The organism is Gottfriedia acidiceleris (assembly GCF_050457485.1).
Classification (GTDB): Bacteria; Bacillota; Bacilli; order Bacillales; family Bacillaceae_G; genus Gottfriedia; species Gottfriedia acidiceleris_D.
Map to the genome: position 1 here is coordinate 45967 of NZ_JBCMJM010000009.1, position 20276 is coordinate 66242.

Here is a 20276-nt window from a genome sequence, read left to right on the forward strand (position 1 = left end):
AAAAAACCCTCGTGCCTACTGAAATAAAAACAGTAGGGACGAGAGTTATAAGCCCGTGGTGCCACCCTAATTGAAGAACAATAAACTGTTCTCCCACTTTCATCGTTAACGCCGATTACGTTTATCCTTACTAGAAATCGTTCAGGATAAAGCCTCGGGAGTGTCTTTCAAATAGTCTACTTGTGGAAATGCTCTCAGCCACGGCATTTCCTCTCTCTACAAGAGATTCTATCTTACTTTTCTCCGTCTATGGAATGTTACTATGTATCAATATGTTATTTAATATCTTACGTTCGGATACAACAAATGTCAAGAACAGTTAAAAATTTTTTACGAACGCTCCAACTGTCTTTTCAAATCACGCACTTCTCTTAAAGTTAAACCAAACTCACTTGCCATCTCTAATGAATTGGATTCTTGTCCCCTATTTTGAAACTCATGAAAATCCATATTCAGGACACCTTTTCTACCTGATCCTAGACTATTTCGATTATTTATTCTCATGCTGCAGTCTCCTTCCAAGTATGTTGTTAATATGTTGTTATATAGGATGTCCAAATAATTAATGGATTAAACAATTAAAATATTGTTGAAAACTTAGGCTAATTTTTTGGGGATTAAGCAATTTAAATTAGTTCTAAAGATTCAGACAAAGTGAGGTGGAATTTAATTAAATTTAAGTAGTTTTTAACGTAGATATTATTAGATATAAGAAATAATTAGTTAAATTTAATGATATTGTTTGCCATTAGATGTTTATTTGCAGATTGGGTAATTTTAATTGCAGTTTTGAAAAATTATTTGTAGTTTTACTGATTTTATTAGTAGTCTTGAGAATTCATTTACGGTTTAACTGATTTATTTTGCAGTTCCTTTCCTCAAAAAAAACCATGGTACACACCATGGTCTAATGAAATATTCTTAAACTAGATTGAATGCTTTCAACTGATCCGTCTATGAAATACATTAATCCGTAATAAACTAGGATGATTAAAATAACAAATAAAAGTGCTTTAAAGAAACTTTTGAGGATTGTAAACAAAATTACACCAGCGATAAGGATTAACACGATTGTAATTATGTCCAAATAGTTACCTCCTCTAAATTCTTTATAAGAACCCGTGTACTTCAGTATATTCGCTAATTGAAGTTATTATTTTAATAATTAATTCTATCAAAAAAAAATGCCTCCTTTTTGGAAAAGGAGGTTAAAGATTAGCTTATTTACTTTCAATCATAATTGTAATTGGTCCCCAGTTTGTAAAGGTTACATCCATATCTGCACCAAAAATACCGGTTTGTACTTCATATCCTTGTTCGCGTAAATATGAATTAAAATATTCGTATAATTCATTTGCGATTTCTGGTTTAGCTGCATCTGTGAAGCTTGGACGTCTACCTTTTCTCGTATCGCCATATAAGGTGAATTGAGAAACGGATAAGATCTGGTCTCCAACATCATTTAATGATAAATTCATTTTTCCGAGTTCATCTTCAAAAATTCTTAGGTTTACTGCTTTGTCAGCACAATATTTAACATCTTCTATATTGTCTTCATGCGTTATTCCGACTAACAATAATAACCCTTTAGGTATTTGACCTACTACTTGTCCATCCACTACAACTTTTGCTTCTTTTGTGCGCTGTAATAATACTTTCATAAGTGGCACCTCCTATTAGTGGAAAATACGTCTCACAGAGTATATGTCTGGAATTTGTTTAACCTTATCCACTACTTTTTGCAGGTGGTTTATATTACGAATAGATAAACTCATTGTAATAGTTGCCATTTTATTTCGATCATTTTTTCCTGTTACTGAAGAGATATTAGTTTTTGTTTCATTTACTACTGAAAGAACTTCATTTAAAAGACCGCGGCGATCGTAACCGAAAATTTCTATATCGACGTTATAATCACGTTCAAACGTAGGGCTTTCTTCCCAATCAACTTCAATAAAGCGATCTTCTTCACTATCATTTAACATGTTTACACAATCGCTTCTATGAACTGAAATTCCTCTGCCTTTTGTGATATAGCCAACAATATCATCACCAGGTACAGGATTACAGCATTTTGATAAACGGATTAATAAATTATCTACACCTTTTACAGATATACCAGCATCTTTACGACGTGATGGAGCTTTTTTAAGGTCCGAAGAAAGTTCTTTTAATCGGTCTTCTAGCTCAATTTCAGTACGTTTACGGAATTTATCTGTTAAACGGTGAGCAATCTGTGTTGCAGTAATTCCATTGTATCCAACAGCTGCATACATATCTTCTGCATTAGAGAAATTAAATTTCTCTGCGACGCGTTTTAAATTTTCAGACGTTAATACTTCTTTTAAATCACATTCTAGAGCTTTAATTTCTTTTTCAACTAATTCCTTGCCCTTTTCAACATTCTCTTCTCTTCTTTGCTTTTTAAAATATTGACGTATTTTATTTTTAGCATGTGAAGACTGAGCGACCTTTAACCAGTCTTGGCTAGGTCCATATGAATGCTTCGATGTCATAATCTCAACGATATCACCGGTTTTAAGTTTATAATCAAGTGGTACCATTTTTCCATTTACTTTTGAACCAATTGTTTTATTTCCGATTTCAGAGTGAATTCGGTAAGCAAAATCGATTGGAACAGATCCTAGTGGTAATTCGAAAACATCACCTTTTGGAGTAAATACAAAAACCATATCAGAGAATAAATCCATTTTTACTGATTCCATGAACTCTTCTGCATTTGTAGAATTATCTTGCCATTCGATAATTTCACGGAACCAACTTAATTTATTTTCTAACGTTTTTTGTGACGGAAGATTTGCATTATCATCTTTGTATGCCCAGTGTGCTGCAACACCATATTCAGCAATTTGGTGCATTTCTTGTGTACGAATTTGTACTTCTAGTGGTTCACCTTTTGGACCGATAACAGTCGTATGAAGAGATTGATACAGATTTGCCTTAGGCATTGCAATATAATCTTTAAAGCGACCAGGCATCGGTTTCCAGCATGTATGAATAACGCCTAAAACAGCGTAGCAATCTTTAATACTATTAACAATCACACGTACGGCTAATAAGTCATAGATCTCGTTAAATTGTTTATTTTGCTTAGCCATTTTATGATAAATGCTATAGATATGCTTAGGACGTCCAGAAATTTCTGTTTTAATTTCGACATCTTCAAGTTGAGTTGAGATTTCGTTAATAACCTCTTCTAAATATTGCTCGCGCTCTGCTCTTTTTCGCTTCATTAAGTTAACGATTCGATAGTATTGCTGTGGATTTAAATAGCGTAATGCCGTATCTTCAAGCTCCCACTTTACTTTACTAATCCCTAGTCGATGAGCTAGCGGTGCAAATATTTCTAACGTTTCATTTGCAATTCGCATACGTTTTTCTTGAGGTAAGTGTTTTAACGTTCTCATATTGTGAAGGCGATCGGCTAATTTAATTAATATTACTCTCAAGTCCTGTGCCATCGCTACAAACATTTTGCGATGATTTTCAGCTTGCTGTTCTTCCTTCGATTTAAACTTGATTTTACCTAACTTTGTTACACCATCTACAAGCATAGATACTTCTTTGCCAAAATGGTTCTCTAAGTCCTCTTTAGATACTTCAGTATCCTCTACAACATCATGAAGAAACCCAGCACTAATGGTTGTAGCATCCATCTCTAAGCCAACAAGGATACCCGCTACTTGAACCGGGTGTATAATATATGGTTCACCTGACTTACGAAATTGCTCACTATGTGCGTCACGAGCATATTCATAAGCACGTTTAATAAACGCCACATCATCTTCTTTTAAATAATGGGTCGCTTGCTCTAAAACCTGTTCTGCTGTCAAAACTTGCTCAGTAGCCATCTAATCACCTTAAATCATTATTTCTTCTATTATCATGAAAATTTCGTTTTTTGTAAAGCAGGAGTCGTCAAATTTCATTTTTTTTTGCAGATCTTTGATAGAAAAAGAGCACTCTGATTAATCAGAGTACCCTGTTTGGATAACATTATCATATGTTAAAAATTAATAAGTCATTAGTGTAAATATATCATAACCTTCTAATTTTTTACGACCTTCTAAGTAAGAAAGCTCAATTAAGAAAGCAATTCCTACTACAATTCCACCTAATTCTTCAACTAGTTTGATTGTAGCTTCAATCGTACCACCAGTCGCTAATAAATCATCAGTGATCAGAATACGTTGACCTGGTTTAATAGCATCTTTATGCATTGTTAACGTATTTGTACCATATTCTAAATCGTAGTTGTAGCTAATAACTTCACGAGGTAATTTACCTGGTTTACGAACAGGTGCAAAACCTATTTCTAAAGCGTAAGAAATTGGACAACCAACGATAAATCCACGAGCTTCTGGTCCAACTATTAAATCTACATTTTTTTCTTTTGCATAAGCTACAATTTGATCTGTTGCTTCTTTATATGCTTTTCCATCATTCATTAATGACGAAATATCTTTAAACTGAACGCCTTCTTTTGGCCAGTCCGGTACGATCGTTATATAATCTTTTAAATTCATTAAATAAGTGCCTCCCCATTTTCGGAAAAATGACTTTTCATATTTTGAAAAAATGTAGTTAACTCATCACATTTTGAGTACAGAAACAAACGTTCTAGTTCAATACTAGCTAATTTTTTTGCATACGTATTAGATAAAGAGAGATCTTTCTTCTCAGTTTGTGGCAACAAACGAATTTTCCCATCCTCTATTGTAACAAATTCTAAATCAAAAAACACCTTTGTCATAAAATCGACTTGTTCTTTTTTCCATCCCATCTTACGACATAATGCCACTTCATACATGTTCATGTCAAATGGATTGGTATTTGCTAAGATTGAATAGTATTTTTTAAAACTTTCTCTACTCGGAATTGGTGAGAAGAAATGTAATTCTTCTTGATTAAAAATTAAGTAGATGCGTTCTGATAATCCTTTTCGAAAAACCACTTTCAAATCATTTTCAGAATTAGGTAAATCAAGTAGGATCACATAATTATTTTGTATATTAATATCTAAGTTTAGTACATCTTCATATGCAACAAACGTAGAAATAGGATATTTAGTCTTTAAATTTTCATATTCATTTGAAGATTGATGTAAAAATATGAATTTTTCTTCGGTATGAGGTAAAGTTAATCGATGTGGCTCTTGACCTCTTAAGTCAAATAACTGCCAATGATTTACTTTAATATCATGAATCATTAACTGTGGCTTTCGTTTCCCATTCCATTCGTTAATAGAAGCCATTCCTAAACAGGATATTTTTGATCCACTCGCAATTTCATTAGCAACATGTCCAAATCCAAACCCTACAGCATCAAGGAATGTAACGTCATCTTTTAGTTGTACTTTAAGATGTGTACCTTCATTACCGATTTGTTTAATATTTAGAGCATCAACCTCGTTAATTTCTAAAACAGGTTTTGGATTATGCATACCAAAAGGTGCCAGCATATTTAATTCATTAATAAATGAGATTGAAACTTCACTAGCCTGACATATTAAATCGACTTCTTTTAATGGGATAAAATCTTCCTCTGTCATAATTTGATCTGCATATTCATTTAAACGATGTCTTAATAACTCGACATCTTCAATTGCTAACGTCATACCAGCAGCAAGTGTATGACCCCCAAAATGAGGTAAAATATCTTTACATTTTGTTAAGTTTTCAAATAGAGAAAAACCTTCAATGCTCCTTGCAGAACCTTTTGCTATTCCTTTTTCATGATCAATACTTAGAACAATTACTGGTTTGTAAAAGCGATCAACTAATTTCGAAGCAACGATTCCAACTACTCCTGCATTCCAGCCTTCTTTTGCGACAATAATTACTTTATTTGAACAAGATGAATCAAGTTCGTTAACTTGCTTAATTGCCTCTTCTGTCATACGTGAAACTAATTCTTGTCGTTCCTTATTTAGGATTTCAATTTGCTCTGCTCTTTTTTTAGCAAGTGCTCTATCATTTTCTAAAACTAAGTCTACTGCAGGCTTAGCATCACCAAGTCTACCAACCGCGTTAATTCTAGGACCAATTGCAAATCCAATTGTTTCTTCCGTAATTGAATCTGTTGTAGTTCCGCTAATTTCTAAAAGAGCTCTTAGTCCTTCACGCTGAGTTTGCTTCAGTTGCCTTACACCTTTTTTTACGATTAAACGATTTTCATCAACTAATGGTACTAAATCAGCAACCGTCCCAATCGAAACTAGTTCCAAATATTCCTCTGGCTCCCTACCTAATAATGCGGAAGCGAATTTAAACACAACTCCAACGCCTGCTAATTCTTTAAAAGGATAACTAGGACTTAGCTTTGGATGAATAATTGCAAAAGCGTTTGGTAATTCCTCTGGTGGTTCATGATGATCTGTAATAATTACATCCATACCTAGTTCATTAGCAAAATTAACTTCCTCAGCTGCAGAAATACCTGTATCTACAGTTATGATTAATGAATAACCTTGTTCGTTCGCCCATTTAAATGCATTCTTATTTGGACCATACCCTTCAGTAAAACGATTTGGTATATAAAAATCTACATTTGCTTCTAGTTCGATTAATGTTAAATACAATACTGAAGTACTGCTAACCCCATCTGCATCATAATCGCCAAAAATTAATATTTTTTCATTTTCTTCAATCGCTTGAAATACTCTGTCAATTGCAATATCCATACCCTCTAATAAAAACGGGTCATGAAAGCTCATTTGATCTTCATATAAAAACTTACTTGCTGCATCTACTGTATTAAATCCACGAGTAACAAGTAGTTTAGCTAATAGAGGGGAAATCTGTAATTCTTTACTTAATAATTGCTCTTCTTGGTGATTCGATAATTTCGGTTTCCAACGTGCTTTTGATTTTAACAATACTCTCACCCCTAACTGTACTATTATACTAAAGTAAACTTATTGGATGAAAGAGTTATTTTTATCATTATATGGATTAATATGGACAAATACATTTTCCACATCTTTTTGTTCCATCAACTTTGCTTTAACATTTTTACCGATCTTATGTCCTTCTTCAACCGTTATATATGGATCTACAGAGACTTTTATATCGATTATGACATAATAGCCGTGTTCTCTTGCATAGAGAGAATTTATCTCTTTAACACCTTCTACGTTCCTAACGATTTCTTTATATGGTTCAATATCTTCTTCATGAAGGACATGATCCATTGTCGTATGTATTGATTCTGCTCCAATATCCCAGGCCATTTTTAAAATCATAATAGCTACAATAAGACCAGCTGCAGGGTCTGCATATAAAAGTACTGGCATATTAAATTTAGTACCAAGAATTGCAATACCAATACCAACCATAGCTGCAGCAGATGAGTATACATCAGAGCGATGTTCATATGCATTAGCGATGATTGCATCACTATTTAACCTTTTCCCTAAAGCATATTTATAGCGAAACATCCATTCTTTTAAAAATATAGATATAAAAGCTGCTAATAAAGCGATTAGCTCTGGTGGATGCACGGGCTTAAAAAATGCAGTTATAGAAGATTTAGTTATTTCAATTCCAACGATAAATAATAGTACAGCAACAATAATTGCAGCGATTGATTCAGCTTTACCATGGCCATAAGGATGGTCCTCGTCCGGTGGCATTTTAGCAGCTCTTAAACCAAATAAAACTGCTAGCGAACCGACCACATCTGACGCTGAATGTACTGCATCGGCCATTAACGCTTTACTATTTCCAATATATCCTATAATTGCTTTAACAATTGCTAGAAGTAAATTTCCATATATTCCAATGTAAGCCCCTTTCTTGGCTTCCTTATAACGCTCTTCCTGTTCCATATACTTTACCTACTTCCCTTTTTCTTACTCTAAAAAATAAACTTATCATTATTAACACATTATATTAGTATCTTCAAATCATAATGAATTTAATACAAAAAAGAGTATAAGCATGAGCCTATACTCTTTTTTAGACTGCCCGTCAAACGCTCGCTTTCTTCGTTGCTTCGCCTGTCTGCGGTGCTCATTACCGTCTAGGGTAACTCCGCTCCTCACCAGACTTCGCGCCTTGAAAGACAAGCGCTTGCAATCAGTCTGAAACTCAGGTTTTTTGGACTTTATCTACACACTGAAAAGAGTATAAGCATGAGCTTATACTCTTTTTAATTTATTTAGCTTCTTCAACATCGATTACTTGGTTTTTATCAAGTTGGCGACCTTTAATAAATAACCAAATTTGTGAAGCGATAAAGATTGAAGAATATGTTCCAACAACTAAGCCTATTAATAATGCAAGTGAGAAGTTAAGAATTGCATGACTTCCGAATAAAAGCAATGCAAGTACTGCTAATAGTACAGTAAGAACTGTTTTAACAGATCGGCCTAAAGTTTGACGAATTGATTCATTTACGACTTGTTTCAATTCTTCTCTAGAACGAATTTTCTTCTTTAGCTTCATATTTTCACGAACTCGGTCAAATGTAACGATCGAGTCATTAATCGAATAACCAACAATCGTTAGAACCGCTGCGATGAAAGTGATATCTACTTCTAATCTAAAAATACTAAATACTACAACAATGAAGAATGCATCATGTAGTAGGGCAATTACTGAAGCAATTGCATATGAGAATTGGAAACGTAATGATACATAAAGAATAATACCTGCTGATGCGATAATTAATGCTTTAATAGCATTAGCTGCTAATTCTCTACCAACAACTGGATCAACAGTACTTACGTTTGGTTCTACCCCAAATTTAGTTGTAAAATCCTTTTTCAAATCATTAATCTGATCTTTTGTTAATACACCTTTAAATACGATTGAACCTGTTTTTGCATCATTTGTAGAAACAGTAATACTTTCAGGCTTCAAGTTCATTTTTGAAATTTCATCATTAACAACTTGTTTTGTAACAGCTGATTTTGATTCAAATGTTACACGTGTACCACTTGCAAAATCAATTCCTAAATTTAATCGGAAAATAGAAAGTATAATAACCCCGACAACTACTGTAACGATTGATAAATAAACAAATTTTCGACCAACGCTTACAAAATCGACTTTATCATATTTTGTAGGAGGATGTGCTAAGTTATGATTTAAACCAAGAATTTCACTTTGTTTAATACCAAACCATGTTTTCTTATTATTTAAGTAACGACTTTGAACTAATAAAGAAAGTAATAAACGAGTACCGAATACTGCAGTTAAAAAGCTTACTAAAATACTAACAATTAAACTTGTTGCAAATCCTTTTACTGAGCTTGTACCGAATGAGAACAATACTACAGCAGCAAGTAAAGTAGTAATATTAGCATCAAAAATCGTTCCAAATGAACGCTGATTACCTGCACGATATGCAGATGCAACTGATTTTCCTAGTTTTAGCTCGTCCTTCAATCTCTCAAAAGTAATAATGTTGTTATCAACCGCAATACCAACACCAAGTATTAATGCCGCAATACCTGGAAGTGTTAATACCGCATTCATGCCGTCAAATACAAGTAATGTTACGTAAGTATAAGCCATTAACATGATGCTTGCGATTAAACCTGGTAAGCGATAGAAATAAAGCATAAATAAGAAAATAACTGATACACCAATAATTCCAGCAAAAATTGTTTCATGTAGAGCATCTGTACCAAATTTTGCACCGATTGATGTTGAATACATTTCTTCAAGGTGTACTGGAAGAGCCCCTGCATTTAATAAATCTGAAAGTTCTTTTGCACTTTCAACTGTAAATGTAGAACCAACAATAGAAAGTGAATCGTCGGTAAATACTTGATTTACACTAGCTGCAGATAAGAATTTAGGCTTTGCTTTTGCAGATTCCTTTTTGAAAGAGTCTTCTCCATCTTTGAAATCTAACCAAATAACCATCATATTATTTGGGGCACCCATTTTTAATACTTTACTTGTAACATCTTTAACCTTATTAGCATCCTTAAACGTGATTGATACACTAGGTTTACCCATTTGGTCAAATGTTTGCTTTGAAGCGCCTTCTTTTAAATCCGCTCCAGTCATTAGAACCTTATCATTTACGTCACGAATTGTTAAGTTCGCTTCCGTAGAAAGAATATCACGTGCTTTAGCTTGATCTTTTACACCAGCTAATTGTACACGAATACGATCTTTCCCTTCGATTTGAATGTTTGGTTCACTTACTCCTAATACGTTTACACGTTTTTCAAGAGCTTTTGCTGTACTTACTAAAACATTTTTGTTAATTTTGTCGCCTTTCTTAATCGGCTTAACTTTGTAAAGTACCTCAAAGCCGCCCTGTAAATCCAGACCAAGCTTAATATTTTTCGCGGTACCAAATACAGTTGTGCCGATTACTGCTGCTAATACAGCAATAATTAAGAAGAAGGCAACAATTCTGTTACGCTTCACCATGTTGTAAATTTCCTCCTCTAACTAGTTCAAGTTCTAGTACGAAAATGGTATGTTTTCATTCTTATATTATACAAATGCAATTTTTTTATTGTCAATTAATGGTTAAACTGACTCCCCAAACTGCCAAGTAGGTGATTTAAATGCTTCGATTCGAATATAATTCATATAATCGTTTACAGTTAATGAGAGTATGTCTTCTACCAGTTGAAAAAGCTTTGGTTCGTCCTCTTTCTTTCGCCATAAGGTTCTTTCGAGGCATTCCCATAAGTCATCCTCACTGACAGTATCGAATCCAAGCATTCTAAATTCATCCAGTTTACTTTCAATTACTACCTGTAGCTTAGGTTTAAATTCTGCAGCTTGTTGATGAAAAGTCGACATACTCTTCCCCCCTAATTTTCTGTATTTTTAGAAAAATGATTTTAGACCTTCACATTCATTTCCTAGATGTTGAACTAACTTGTCATGCTTGCCTACATTTCTAGCATATATATAATTGTAAATCATTCTAGGCTGTTTGAGAAGGTGGTAAAAGTAATGACAAAGCAAACGTTTTTAAGAGGAACGTTTTTTTTACTTATTGCAGGGTTCATCACAAGAATATTAGGATTTTTTAATCGAATTGTTGTAGCAAGAATTATGGGTGAAGAAGGCGTAGGATTATTTATGATGGCAGTCCCGACACTATTTTTGGTCATGACGCTTACACAGCTCGGCCTACCAATTGCCATCTCAAAATTAATTGCAGAAGCAGTTGCTCAAAATAGACAAGATCGTATAAAAAAGATTTTAGCTGTTTCAATGTCAATAACTGGCATATTAAGTATTATTTTTACTACAGCCATGATCTTTTTATCCCCTTTCATCGCTAGAAACTTATTAACGGATGAAAGGACTATGTACCCATTAATTGCCATCGCTCCAGTTGTTCCAATTATCGCAATCTCATCAGTTTTACGTGGATATTTTCAAGGCGTACAGAATATGCGACCTTCTTCCTTTTCCCAAGTTATTGAACAAGTTGTTCGTATAGTACTAGTTGCAGTTTGTACTAAAACTTTTTTACCATATGGAGTTGAATTTGCCGCTAGTGGCGCCATTATCTCTTCTGTATTAGGAGAATTAGCTTCTTTAATTTATATGCTTTATGTTTTTAAGAAAGAAAAAAATGCAAAGTTCATTTCAGGATTTAAGAACAATATTAAAGATGGAAGAAAAACGCTTAGCGACCTATTAAGTATTGCATTACCAACAACTGGAAGTCGTTTAATTGGTTCAATTTCAATGTTTTTAGAACCAATCGTTGTCTCACAAAGTTTAGCGATTGCAGGGGTAACCGCAGCTGTTGCAACTAAACAATATGGATTACTTGCGGGATACGCTTTACCTCTATTACTTTTACCAGCGTTTATTACTTATGCACTATCTACTTCACTTGTGCCAGCGATTAGTGAAGCAATGGCCAAAAAAGATCGTGTAACTGTTGAAAGAAGATTGCAGCAAGCACTACGCTACTCAATGATCGCTGGTGGTTGGTCCGTTGTCATTTTATACGTATTTGCTTCACCGATTTTAACACTAATGTACAAAAGTGACCAAGCTACGAATTTTATATTACTTTTAGCACCTTGCTTTATTTTTTACTATTTCCAAGGACCACTACAAGCTGTTTTGCAGGCACTTAATCTTGCAAATTCAGCTATGATTAATAGCTTTGTCGGTTCAGTCGTTAAAATCGCTAGTATTTTATTACTGGCTACAAATCCAAAGTTCGGTATTAACGGTGTTGCCTTAGCTATGAATATTAGTATTGTAACGATAACAGTTCTTCACTATTTCACTGTATTAAAGGCCATCAACTTTTCAATTTTTGTTAAGGATTATGTTTATTGTCTAATCATTTTAGGAATTTGTATTTATGTCGGAAAATTCATCAAAGAATATGTAGTTTTTTCATCTTCATTATTAGCACAAACCTTAGCAAGTATTTCTGTAGTTACATTAATGTATATCTTATTAATACTATTATTTAACTTAGTTAAGAAAGATGAGATCATCCGAATCCCATTCTTTAAAAAGCTAATTACAAGATAATTGACAATAGAATAGACCATAACAAAACCACAAAGTAATTAATGTACTTTGTGGTTTCACGTTGTTGAAAAACAACCTTGTCAATTAAATTTAAATGTCCTGTTAATTTCCACTACGGGATGCTCGCTTTCCATGGGGCATGAACTGAGCCTCCTCGTTCCTGCGGGGTCTCACCCTTCCTGCATCTCCCATAGGAGTCGAGCATCCCTTCGTTCCAATCAACTCTTCAAATATAAAAATTACACTTTAAATCATAAGAAAAATCATTAATATAAGAAATGCCCTATATAGACTATTTTAGTAGAAAAAAGGTTTAAATAATTTTTTCAGCGAAATAACATTAATTCAATTAAAAATGTAAAAAAACTACTTAATCAATGAGAATCAGAAACTTTATGTACCATGTTAAACATAGTGTTCATACTTTTCATATTGACTCTAAAGTATTTCAACACTATGACCGCAATATTTACTGTTCTTTCCACTTCTGGATACAGTTATCTCTAAAATCCTTCGTTATACGTCTTTCTTATCAAAAAATATTTCTCCGCCTCGTAAGCTACAATAAGATACTTGTTTAAAATCATCATAACCATGGATTTTCAACTGCTCTAATAACCATTTTTTATCTTTATGGTACTGATTTAAATTATCTTCTTGTACGACACCGTCTAATATTAGTGGAAATGTAAGTGAACTATAATTTATATCACCGTTTATTTCCTTTTTAAATATTGACAATTTCCCTGTAGGCTCTAGTATTGCATAATCGACATCTCTTACATCTCCAATGTCCTTCTCTCTAAGTTGTAGTAATAAATCATCAAATGTATATCTCTGTTTTTTCATTTCTTTCTCTAGTACTTTTCCCTTACTAATTATCAATACTGGGTGTCCATCCAATATTTTTCTGAACATAACACTTTTCAACGAGATTAGTGAAAAAATTATTTGTATAACCACAATTAAAAACATTGGATAAATCACTTTTATAATCGGTTCATTGTGGGTTTCAATGCCGATAGCTGCTATTTCAGTTAACAGAATATAAACAACTAAATCTAATAAGCTTAACTCTCCAATTTCTCTTTTTCCCATTAACCGAAAGAAAAATGCAATAATTAAATAAATTAAAATGGTACGAATCGTCATAGAACCTAATTCCATTTTACTTACCCTCACATCCAAAACTTGTTGATTTTAAAAAAAATATTCTTCTGCTAGCGCTTAACACCTAAAATATGAGTCCAAATACAACTAATTTTCCATAAAGAAAATAATAGTAGAATTTTGTTCATAATTTTACTATTTCTAATTGCTCTATAAGTATTCTAAAAATTCATCTCATGAATATGCTTGTATTAAAAGAGTGTACAAGGGGGAATATGAATGAAAAAAACAGCTGTAGCTGTCTCTTTTGGCTTTTTAACTATTCTATTATTAGTATTGTCAATTAGTTTGATTTTATCATTATTACTTAAACTAACTTCACTTACAGAAGCAAGTGTTACAACAACAACTCTTATCCTATCATTTATCGTTATGTTAATTGGTGGTTTTGTTACAGGTGCTAAAGGGAAAGAAAAAGGTTGGATTCTTGGATTATTAACGAGTGGAGCGTATTCTATTTTTGTATTTTTTGTACAGTTTCTTGGCTATGATCGAACTTTTTCACAGGAACAAATAATGTATCATGGGATCTTCTTAGGTGTTTGTATGTTAGGGTCAATTTTTGGAGTGAATGCAGCAAGTAATAAATCTTATAATAAATGACTTAATTTAAATTTCTTTCAAAATAAACAAAACGCTAGTTTCCATAATGGAACTAGCGTTTCTTACGATACAATTAATCAAAAATTAAGCTTGTGTTCTTGTTTCACGAATTGCGTTTTTTTCAAATACCATACGTGATCCATCAGCAGTTTTTAAAGTAATTGTATTATTTTCTTCGTTAACAGCATCAACTAAACCATGTAATCCACCGATTGTTACAACCATATCGCCTTTGCTAATTCCAGCTTGCATAGCAGCTGTTTGCTTTTGACGTTTTTGTTGTGGACGGATTAGTAAGAAGTAGAAAACTATGAACATTAATATTAGAGGTAAAATCCCCATTAAACCATTACCCATCTTAATCTTCCTTTCAATATGTAAATTTTAGAAGTTCCTAGCGTTCGGCTTATTAAAACCGTATTGTTCAAAAAATTCTTCTCGGAAATCACCTAAACGGTCTTCGCGGATTGCTTGGCGAACTTGTTCCATTAATTGTAACAGAAAATGTAAGTTATGGTAAGTAGTCAAACGCATTCCAAACGTCTCTTCGCATCGGATTAAATGACGGATATATGCTCGTGTATAGTTTTTGCATGCATAACAATCACAATTAGGATCAAGTGGAGTATAGTCCTCTGCATATTTTGCATTCTTAATTACTAATCGACCTTCACTAGTCATACATGTACCATTTCGAGCGATACGAGTTGGAAGTACGCAGTCAAACATATCCACTCCTCGAATTGCGCCATCAATTAATGAGTCAGGAGAACCTACACCCATTAAATATCTTGGTTTATCCGTTGGTAGTAAAGGAGTTGTAAATTCTAAAACTCTATTCATTACATCCTTTGGCTCACCAACAGATAATCCGCCAATTGCATAGCCTGGGAAATCTAAAGAAACTAAGTCTCTTGCGGATTGTTTACGAAGTTCTTCGTATTCTCCACCTTGTACAATACCAAATAATCCTTGATCCTCTGGTCTTTGGTGAGAATTTAAACAACGCTCTGCCCATCTGCTAGTTCTCTCAACTGAGCGTTTCATGTAATCATACTCAGCAGGGTATGGTGGACACTCATCAAACGCCATCATAATATCAGAACCTAATGCATTTTGAATTTCCATCGCCTTTTCTGGTGAAAGGAATAATTTATCACCATTTAAGTGATTTCTGAAATGTACGCCTTCTTCTTCAATTTTTCGGAATTGACTTAAGCTAAATACTTGGAATCCTCCTGAATCTGTTAAGATTGCACGATCCCAGTTCATAAATTTATGTAAGCCACCAGCTTTTTTAATAATCTCATGTCCAGGTCTTAACCATAAATGGTAAGTATTACTTAAAATAATACCTGATCCCATTGCTTTTAAATCTTCAGGAGACATTGTTTTAACAGTGGCTAAAGTTCCAACAGGCATAAATGCTGGAGTTTCAAATGAACCATGTGGAGTATGGACAATTCCTAATCTCGCACCTGTTTGCTTACAAGTTTTGATATGTTCATAACGAATTGCTGTCATTTTTCGATTCCTTTCAGTTCTTAAAGTATTAACATTGCATCGCCAAAGCTAAAAAAGCGATATTTTTGCTCTACTGCTTCTTTATAAGCAGATAAAACTGGTTCTCTTCCAGCTAAAGCACTAATTAGCATAATTAATGTTGATTTTGGTAAATGGAAGTTCGTAATCATCCCGTCAATTCCCATAAATCTATATCCTGGGAAAATGAAGATAGACGTCCAACCACTAGCCCCTTCAAACTTACCTTTATTAGCTGTAGCAATTGTTTCAACTGTGCGAGTAGAAGTTGTTCCAACAGTAATAATTCTACCACCGTTTGCTTTCGTTTCATTTAACAGTTTAGCCGTTTCATCAGACATATAGTAGTATTCCGAGTGCATATCATGTTCTTCAATAGATTCTACACTTACCGGTCTAAATGTACCTAAACCTACATGCAACGTAATAAATGCTAACTTTACACCTTTTTCTTGAACTTTAGCTAAGAGTTCTTTTGTAAAATGTAAACCTGCCGTAGGTGCCGCCGCTGAACCAATTTCTTTTGCGAATACAGTTTGATAACGATCTTTATCTTCTAATTTTTCTTTAATATATGGAGGAAGTGGCATTTCACCTAGTTGGTCTAAGATCTCATAAAAAATCCCATCGTATTGGAATTTTAATTTTCTTCCACCTTGATCACTAGAACCTACACATTCTGCCTTTAATCTTCCATCTCCAAATAAAATGATTGTACCTTCTTTTACTCTTTTAGCTGGCTTAACTAATGTTTCCCATACATCCTGCTCTTCTTGTTGAAGTAATAATACTTCAATTTGAGCACCTGTATCTTCTTTCACACCAAATAATCTAGCAGGCATGACTTTTGTTTCATTTAAAACTAAACAGTCGCCCTCTTGTAAATAATCTAACACATCTGGAAACTGTTTATGCTCTACATTTCCAGACTCTTTATGTAATACCATCAGTCTCGATGCTTCTCGGTCCAACAAAGGAGTCTGAGCAATCAATTCTTCAGGTAAATCAAAATCAAATAAATTTACATCCATTTCTATACACCTCATAAAATTCAGGAGTAAGGACAAAGGGAGGTTATCTACAATTCCCTTTTCCAAACTCTATTTATTCCTACTCATTTATTTTCTCCCAAATAGTGAAAAAATAAGTGAAAGTAAAATACTTATGATAATACATGTTACAATCGGAAAGTAAAACGATACATTTCCTTTTTTTATAAAAATATCGCCCGGAAGTTTCCCTACAAATCGAATAAACAATCCAACAACTAATAAGATAATTCCTAACGTAATTAAAATTTTTGACAAATCAATCATTGCTCCGGCACCTGCAACCCGAAATGTTTGTATGTTAAATCAGTAACAATTCGTCCCCTAGGAGTCCGCTGAAGAAATCCAATTTGTAGTAAATATGGCTCATATACATCTTCAATCGTTTGTGACTCTTCACCAATCGAAGCTGCAATTGTATCAACCCCAACAGGACCGCCTTTAAATCGCTCAATAATAGCTAGTAACAATTTATGATCGATATGGTCTAGACCCGCTTCATCAACCTGCATTTGAATTAAAGAGTCTTTTGCTATTTCAAAGGTAATGATTCCACTCCCTTGAACCTGAGCAAAATCTCTAACCCTTCGTAATAAACGGTTTGCAATTCGAGGTGTACCTCGAGACCTTCTAGCTACCTCTAAAGCAGCGTCATTTTCAATTTCCATTCCAAATAACTCCGCTGTTCTTTTTACGATCAATGCTAGCTGTTCAACTGTATAAAATTCTAACCGATTTAATACTCCAAAACGATCTCTAAGTGGTGAAGAAAGAAGACCTGCTCTAGTTGTTGCACCTATTAACGTAAATGGTGGCAAATCAATTCTTACCGACCTAGCAGTTGCATCTTTTCCAATTACGATATCAAAGAAAAAGTCTTCCATTGCTGGGTAAAGTACTTCTTCTACTGTTCGAGGCAGTCGGTGAATTTCATCAATAAATAATACATCACCTGGTTGAAGTGAAGTCAAAATAGCTGCTAAATCTCCAGGACGTTCAATCGCTGGTCCTGAAGTCGTTTTGAATCCAACACCTAGTTCATTCGCAATAATTGCTGCTAAAGTGGTTTTACCTAATCCAGGAGGACCGTATAATAGAACATGATCTAAAGACTCATTTCGCATTTTTGCCGCTTCAATAAAAACTTGCAAATTCTTTTTAACTTTATCTTGCCCTATATATTCCCTTAAAGATTGAGGCCTTAGTGAAAGCTCTTGATCAAATTCCTCGCCACTACTTTCACTTGATAAAATTCGGTCATCCATTTTTCATCACCTCTTAGCTTGCAATAGTAATTGAAGTGCTTTTTTAATATATTCATCAGTTGAAAGTTTTTCATTCTTTAATAACGGTACGATCTTTTTAACTTCTTTTTCCGCATAGCCTAATGCTTTTAAAGCTTCAATTGCATCATCTAATGAAGATGCCGCACTTTCTTTCTCTTCAATAGCATCTAGGTCAGTAAATAAATCGACTTGAACTGCTCCAAAGACTTTTTCAAGTTTACCTTTTAAATCGAGGATCATTTGTCTTGCTGTCTTTTTACCTACACCAGGAAATTTTGTTAAAAATACTTCGTCCTCTTCTTCTATCGCATGAACAATTTGATTTGGCTCTCCAGTCGCAACAATTGCCAAGGCACCTTTAGGACCGATTCCTGACACACTTAACAATTTTTGAAATAAAGTACGTTCATCTAGTGTTTTAAAACCATATAACATCATAACATCTTCTCTTACATAATGATGAGTATAAACTTTTAAGATTTCATTTGAAGGTCTAAAAACATATGGATTAGGTGTAAATAATTGATAGCCAATTCCATTATGATCAATTACAATATATTCTGGTCCAACCCATTCTATCTTTCCAATTATGTATTCGTACATGGTTTTCTCCCCTTTTTACATGTATTCCATTGTACCATAGATAGAAGAAGGAAAAAAATAGTCGGCTGTCGAAAATAAAAATTTTATACATATGATTTAACTAAAAAGTTTATATAAAAATGACTAATAAATATAGCAAAATTTTAAAAGCTCGATACTTAAGAAAATCCAAAGGGAGGCTATTCGATTTGGACATGTTTCCAATTCTAACTACAGAGAGACTTTATTTAAGAGAAATTAAAGTCACTGATCTTAATCGTATGTTCAATATTTTATCAAGAGAAGATGTCACCAAATATTATGGACTCGATGCGCTAAAAAATAGTAGTGAAGTATTGGACGTAATTCATTATTTTAGAGAAATGTATGAAACGCGCAATGGCATCCGTTGGGGAATGATTGATAATAAAACAAACAAATTAATCGGAACATGTGGATTTACTGCTTACCAAGAACGAAACAAAAGGGCCGAAGTTGGTTATGAGCTACATCCAGACTATTGGAGAAAAGGTTTTGCGACAGAGGCTCTAAAAGCATTATTATCATATGGTTTTGATGTTCTCCAACTAAATCGAATTGGAGCAATCGTTTATCCAGAAAATCTCCCTTCCCAAAAACTTCTTGAAAAAATAGGATTTACGAATGAGGGTCTACTACGCGAGTATTTAATACAAGGAAGTACAGCGCATGATACTTATGTTTATTCAATTTTGCGAAGTGAATGGGAAAGGACCCCGGAAAAGGAAGATAGAAATAGAAAAAATAACTTGAACCATAAAAATACAAAAAATCCACAAGGAAAATAAATCACCTTTGTGGATTATTTTTTATATTTAGATAGTCATTACCGATTGACCACAGTCGAATTCCGATATTCAATTTACGATTCTTTCATACTCTTTTAAGTAATGTAATAGATAATCGTAATGATCTTTGGTCGAAATTTTAATCCCTTTCTCAAGCTGCTTTTGTTTATTTACTTCTAATTTATTCGTATCTATTTGAAAAAAAGATTCAATAATATTATTACCACTTGGCGCTCCAATATATAAATTCAAAAATCCATTTGAATTTATTCCTAAATAACCTTTGGACTTTAAAGTAGGTGAAAGATCATTTATTTTTTTCATTAATACGATTTGATCATCATTTTCTTCTATGACTTTCCAACCCTTAAATTCTTTTTTTACTTGCCCCAGGGTTTTGTGTTGATTAATATAAATTTCCTCAATCACTTCACCGTTTATATATACTTTATGTAAAATGATTGTAATCCCCTTTTTGTTAGAACTATCATGAATATCATTATGAGCTGCCAATGTTTCAGTTTGTGCCGGTATTAATAAAGCTAGTAAACAAACAAATATTAAAATGATCTTTTTCACAAACATCCACTCCTTTAGACAAATTCATACAAGCTTTTTTAGTTTGACCATTCCTTTTATCTTTATCCAAGATGTTTGAAATTTTTATATGTGGCCATTAGTCTTTTAAACAAAAAAACCTAAAGAGTT

General features: G+C 33.5%; 20 protein-coding genes and 1 other annotated feature. Of the genes, 3 read left to right on the forward strand and 17 right to left on the reverse strand.

All coding sequences use genetic code 11. From position 1 onward, the window contains the following. Positions 1 to 31: 31 nt before the first annotated feature. Positions 32 to 259 (reverse strand) — a binding site (T-box leader). Positions 260 to 330: 71 nt separating this feature from the next. The 9 genes from ABEY15_RS10945 to ABEY15_RS10985 all read right to left on the reverse strand — a co-directional run bounded on the left by ABEY15_RS10945 (position 331) and on the right by ABEY15_RS10985 (position 10796). Next, a complete protein-coding gene (locus ABEY15_RS10945) occupies positions 331 to 504 on the reverse strand; it encodes a hypothetical protein (RefSeq protein ID WP_088013656.1) in 174 nt (57 codons plus the stop codon). Positions 505 to 907: 403 nt separating this feature from the next. Next, positions 908 to 1087: a hypothetical protein gene (locus tag ABEY15_RS10950; protein ID WP_097978435.1), complete on the reverse strand. Its 180-nt coding sequence runs from the start codon at positions 1085 to 1087 to the stop codon at positions 908 to 910. A gap of 133 nt (positions 1088 to 1220) precedes the next feature. Continuing rightward, positions 1221 to 1661 carry a D-aminoacyl-tRNA deacylase gene (gene dtd / locus ABEY15_RS10955; RefSeq protein WP_429890121.1) on the reverse strand — a complete coding sequence of 147 codons (441 nt, stop codon included), beginning with the start codon at positions 1659 to 1661 and terminating at the stop codon, positions 1221 to 1223. Positions 1662 to 1676: 15 nt separating this feature from the next. Further along, complete coding sequence (locus ABEY15_RS10960; RefSeq protein WP_429890122.1) at positions 1677 to 3872, reverse strand: RelA/SpoT family protein; 2196 nt, start codon at positions 3870 to 3872, stop codon at positions 1677 to 1679. A 162-nt stretch (positions 3873 to 4034) separates the two neighbouring features. Then, positions 4035 to 4547: an adenine phosphoribosyltransferase gene (locus ABEY15_RS10965; RefSeq protein WP_429890124.1), complete on the reverse strand. Its 513-nt coding sequence runs from the start codon at positions 4545 to 4547 to the stop codon at positions 4035 to 4037. Next, entirely contained in the window at positions 4547 to 6898 is a 2352-nt protein-coding gene (gene recJ, locus ABEY15_RS10970; RefSeq protein WP_429890126.1) for a single-stranded-DNA-specific exonuclease RecJ, read from the reverse strand. The genes ABEY15_RS10965 and recJ overlap by 1 nt, the downstream gene beginning before the upstream one ends. 39 nt (positions 6899 to 6937) lie before the next feature. Then, the gene (locus ABEY15_RS10975) at positions 6938 to 7849 is read right to left on the reverse strand and encodes a cation diffusion facilitator family transporter (RefSeq protein ID WP_429890128.1); all 912 of its coding nucleotides are present in this window, start codon (positions 7847 to 7849) and stop codon (positions 6938 to 6940) included. A gap of 328 nt (positions 7850 to 8177) precedes the next feature. Then, the gene (gene secDF, locus ABEY15_RS10980; RefSeq protein ID WP_429890130.1) at positions 8178 to 10415 is read right to left on the reverse strand and encodes a protein translocase subunit SecDF; all 2238 of its coding nucleotides are present in this window, start codon (positions 10413 to 10415) and stop codon (positions 8178 to 8180) included. A gap of 102 nt (positions 10416 to 10517) precedes the next feature. Further along, a complete protein-coding gene (locus tag ABEY15_RS10985) occupies positions 10518 to 10796 on the reverse strand; it encodes a post-transcriptional regulator (RefSeq protein ID WP_069035158.1) in 279 nt (92 codons plus the stop codon). A 156-nt stretch (positions 10797 to 10952) separates the two neighbouring features. On the opposite strand from ABEY15_RS10985, the gene spoVB reads away from it, so the two are divergent. Continuing rightward, the gene (gene spoVB, locus ABEY15_RS10990) at positions 10953 to 12509 is read left to right on the forward strand and encodes a stage V sporulation protein B (RefSeq protein ID WP_429890132.1); all 1557 of its coding nucleotides are present in this window, start codon (positions 10953 to 10955) and stop codon (positions 12507 to 12509) included. Positions 12510 to 13025: 516 nt separating this feature from the next. Here spoVB and ABEY15_RS10995 read toward each other — a convergent pair. Continuing rightward, positions 13026 to 13676, reverse strand: a complete 651-nt coding sequence (locus tag ABEY15_RS10995; protein ID WP_429890133.1) for a DUF421 domain-containing protein — start codon at positions 13674 to 13676, stop codon at positions 13026 to 13028. Positions 13677 to 13898: 222 nt separating this feature from the next. Between ABEY15_RS10995 and ABEY15_RS11000 the strand changes: the two genes are divergently transcribed. Next, positions 13899 to 14282, forward strand: coding sequence for a TIGR04086 family membrane protein (locus ABEY15_RS11000; protein WP_069035161.1), 384 nt, complete (start codon positions 13899 to 13901; stop codon positions 14280 to 14282). Positions 14283 to 14366: 84 nt separating this feature from the next. Here ABEY15_RS11000 and yajC read toward each other — a convergent pair whose 3' ends face one another. The 6 genes from yajC to ruvA form a co-directional block, all read right to left on the reverse strand. Then, positions 14367 to 14639 (reverse strand): preprotein translocase subunit YajC, encoded by a 273-nt coding sequence (yajC, locus tag ABEY15_RS11005; RefSeq protein WP_254664636.1) that lies wholly within the window; start codon positions 14637 to 14639, stop codon positions 14367 to 14369. Positions 14640 to 14666: 27 nt separating this feature from the next. Then, positions 14667 to 15806, reverse strand: coding sequence for a tRNA guanosine(34) transglycosylase Tgt (gene tgt / locus ABEY15_RS11010; protein WP_429890135.1), 1140 nt, complete (start codon positions 15804 to 15806; stop codon positions 14667 to 14669). A 20-nt stretch (positions 15807 to 15826) separates the two neighbouring features. Then, on the reverse strand, positions 15827 to 16855 hold the full coding sequence (gene queA, locus ABEY15_RS11015) for a tRNA preQ1(34) S-adenosylmethionine ribosyltransferase-isomerase QueA (protein WP_429890137.1): 1029 nt from the start codon (positions 16853 to 16855) through the stop codon (positions 15827 to 15829). Positions 16856 to 16942: 87 nt separating this feature from the next. After that, positions 16943 to 17140 (reverse strand): DUF2905 domain-containing protein, encoded by a 198-nt coding sequence (locus tag ABEY15_RS11020; protein WP_056472616.1) that lies wholly within the window; start codon positions 17138 to 17140, stop codon positions 16943 to 16945. Continuing rightward, on the reverse strand, positions 17137 to 18138 hold the full coding sequence (ruvB, locus tag ABEY15_RS11025; protein ID WP_069035164.1) for a Holliday junction branch migration DNA helicase RuvB: 1002 nt from the start codon (positions 18136 to 18138) through the stop codon (positions 17137 to 17139). The genes ABEY15_RS11020 and ruvB overlap by 4 nt, the downstream gene beginning before the upstream one ends. 6 nt (positions 18139 to 18144) lie before the next feature. Next, entirely contained in the window at positions 18145 to 18762 is a 618-nt protein-coding gene (gene ruvA / locus ABEY15_RS11030; RefSeq protein ID WP_098426861.1) for a Holliday junction branch migration protein RuvA, read from the reverse strand. Between the two features lie 194 nt (positions 18763 to 18956). Between ruvA and ABEY15_RS11035 the strand changes: the two genes are divergently transcribed. Beyond that, entirely contained in the window at positions 18957 to 19568 is a 612-nt protein-coding gene (locus tag ABEY15_RS11035; protein WP_429890219.1) for a GNAT family N-acetyltransferase, read from the forward strand. A gap of 69 nt (positions 19569 to 19637) precedes the next feature. Here ABEY15_RS11035 and ABEY15_RS11040 read toward each other — a convergent pair whose 3' ends face one another. Then, positions 19638 to 20147, reverse strand: coding sequence for a BofC C-terminal domain-containing protein (locus ABEY15_RS11040; RefSeq protein WP_429890139.1), 510 nt, complete (start codon positions 20145 to 20147; stop codon positions 19638 to 19640). Between the last annotated feature and the right edge of the window lie 129 nt (positions 20148 to 20276).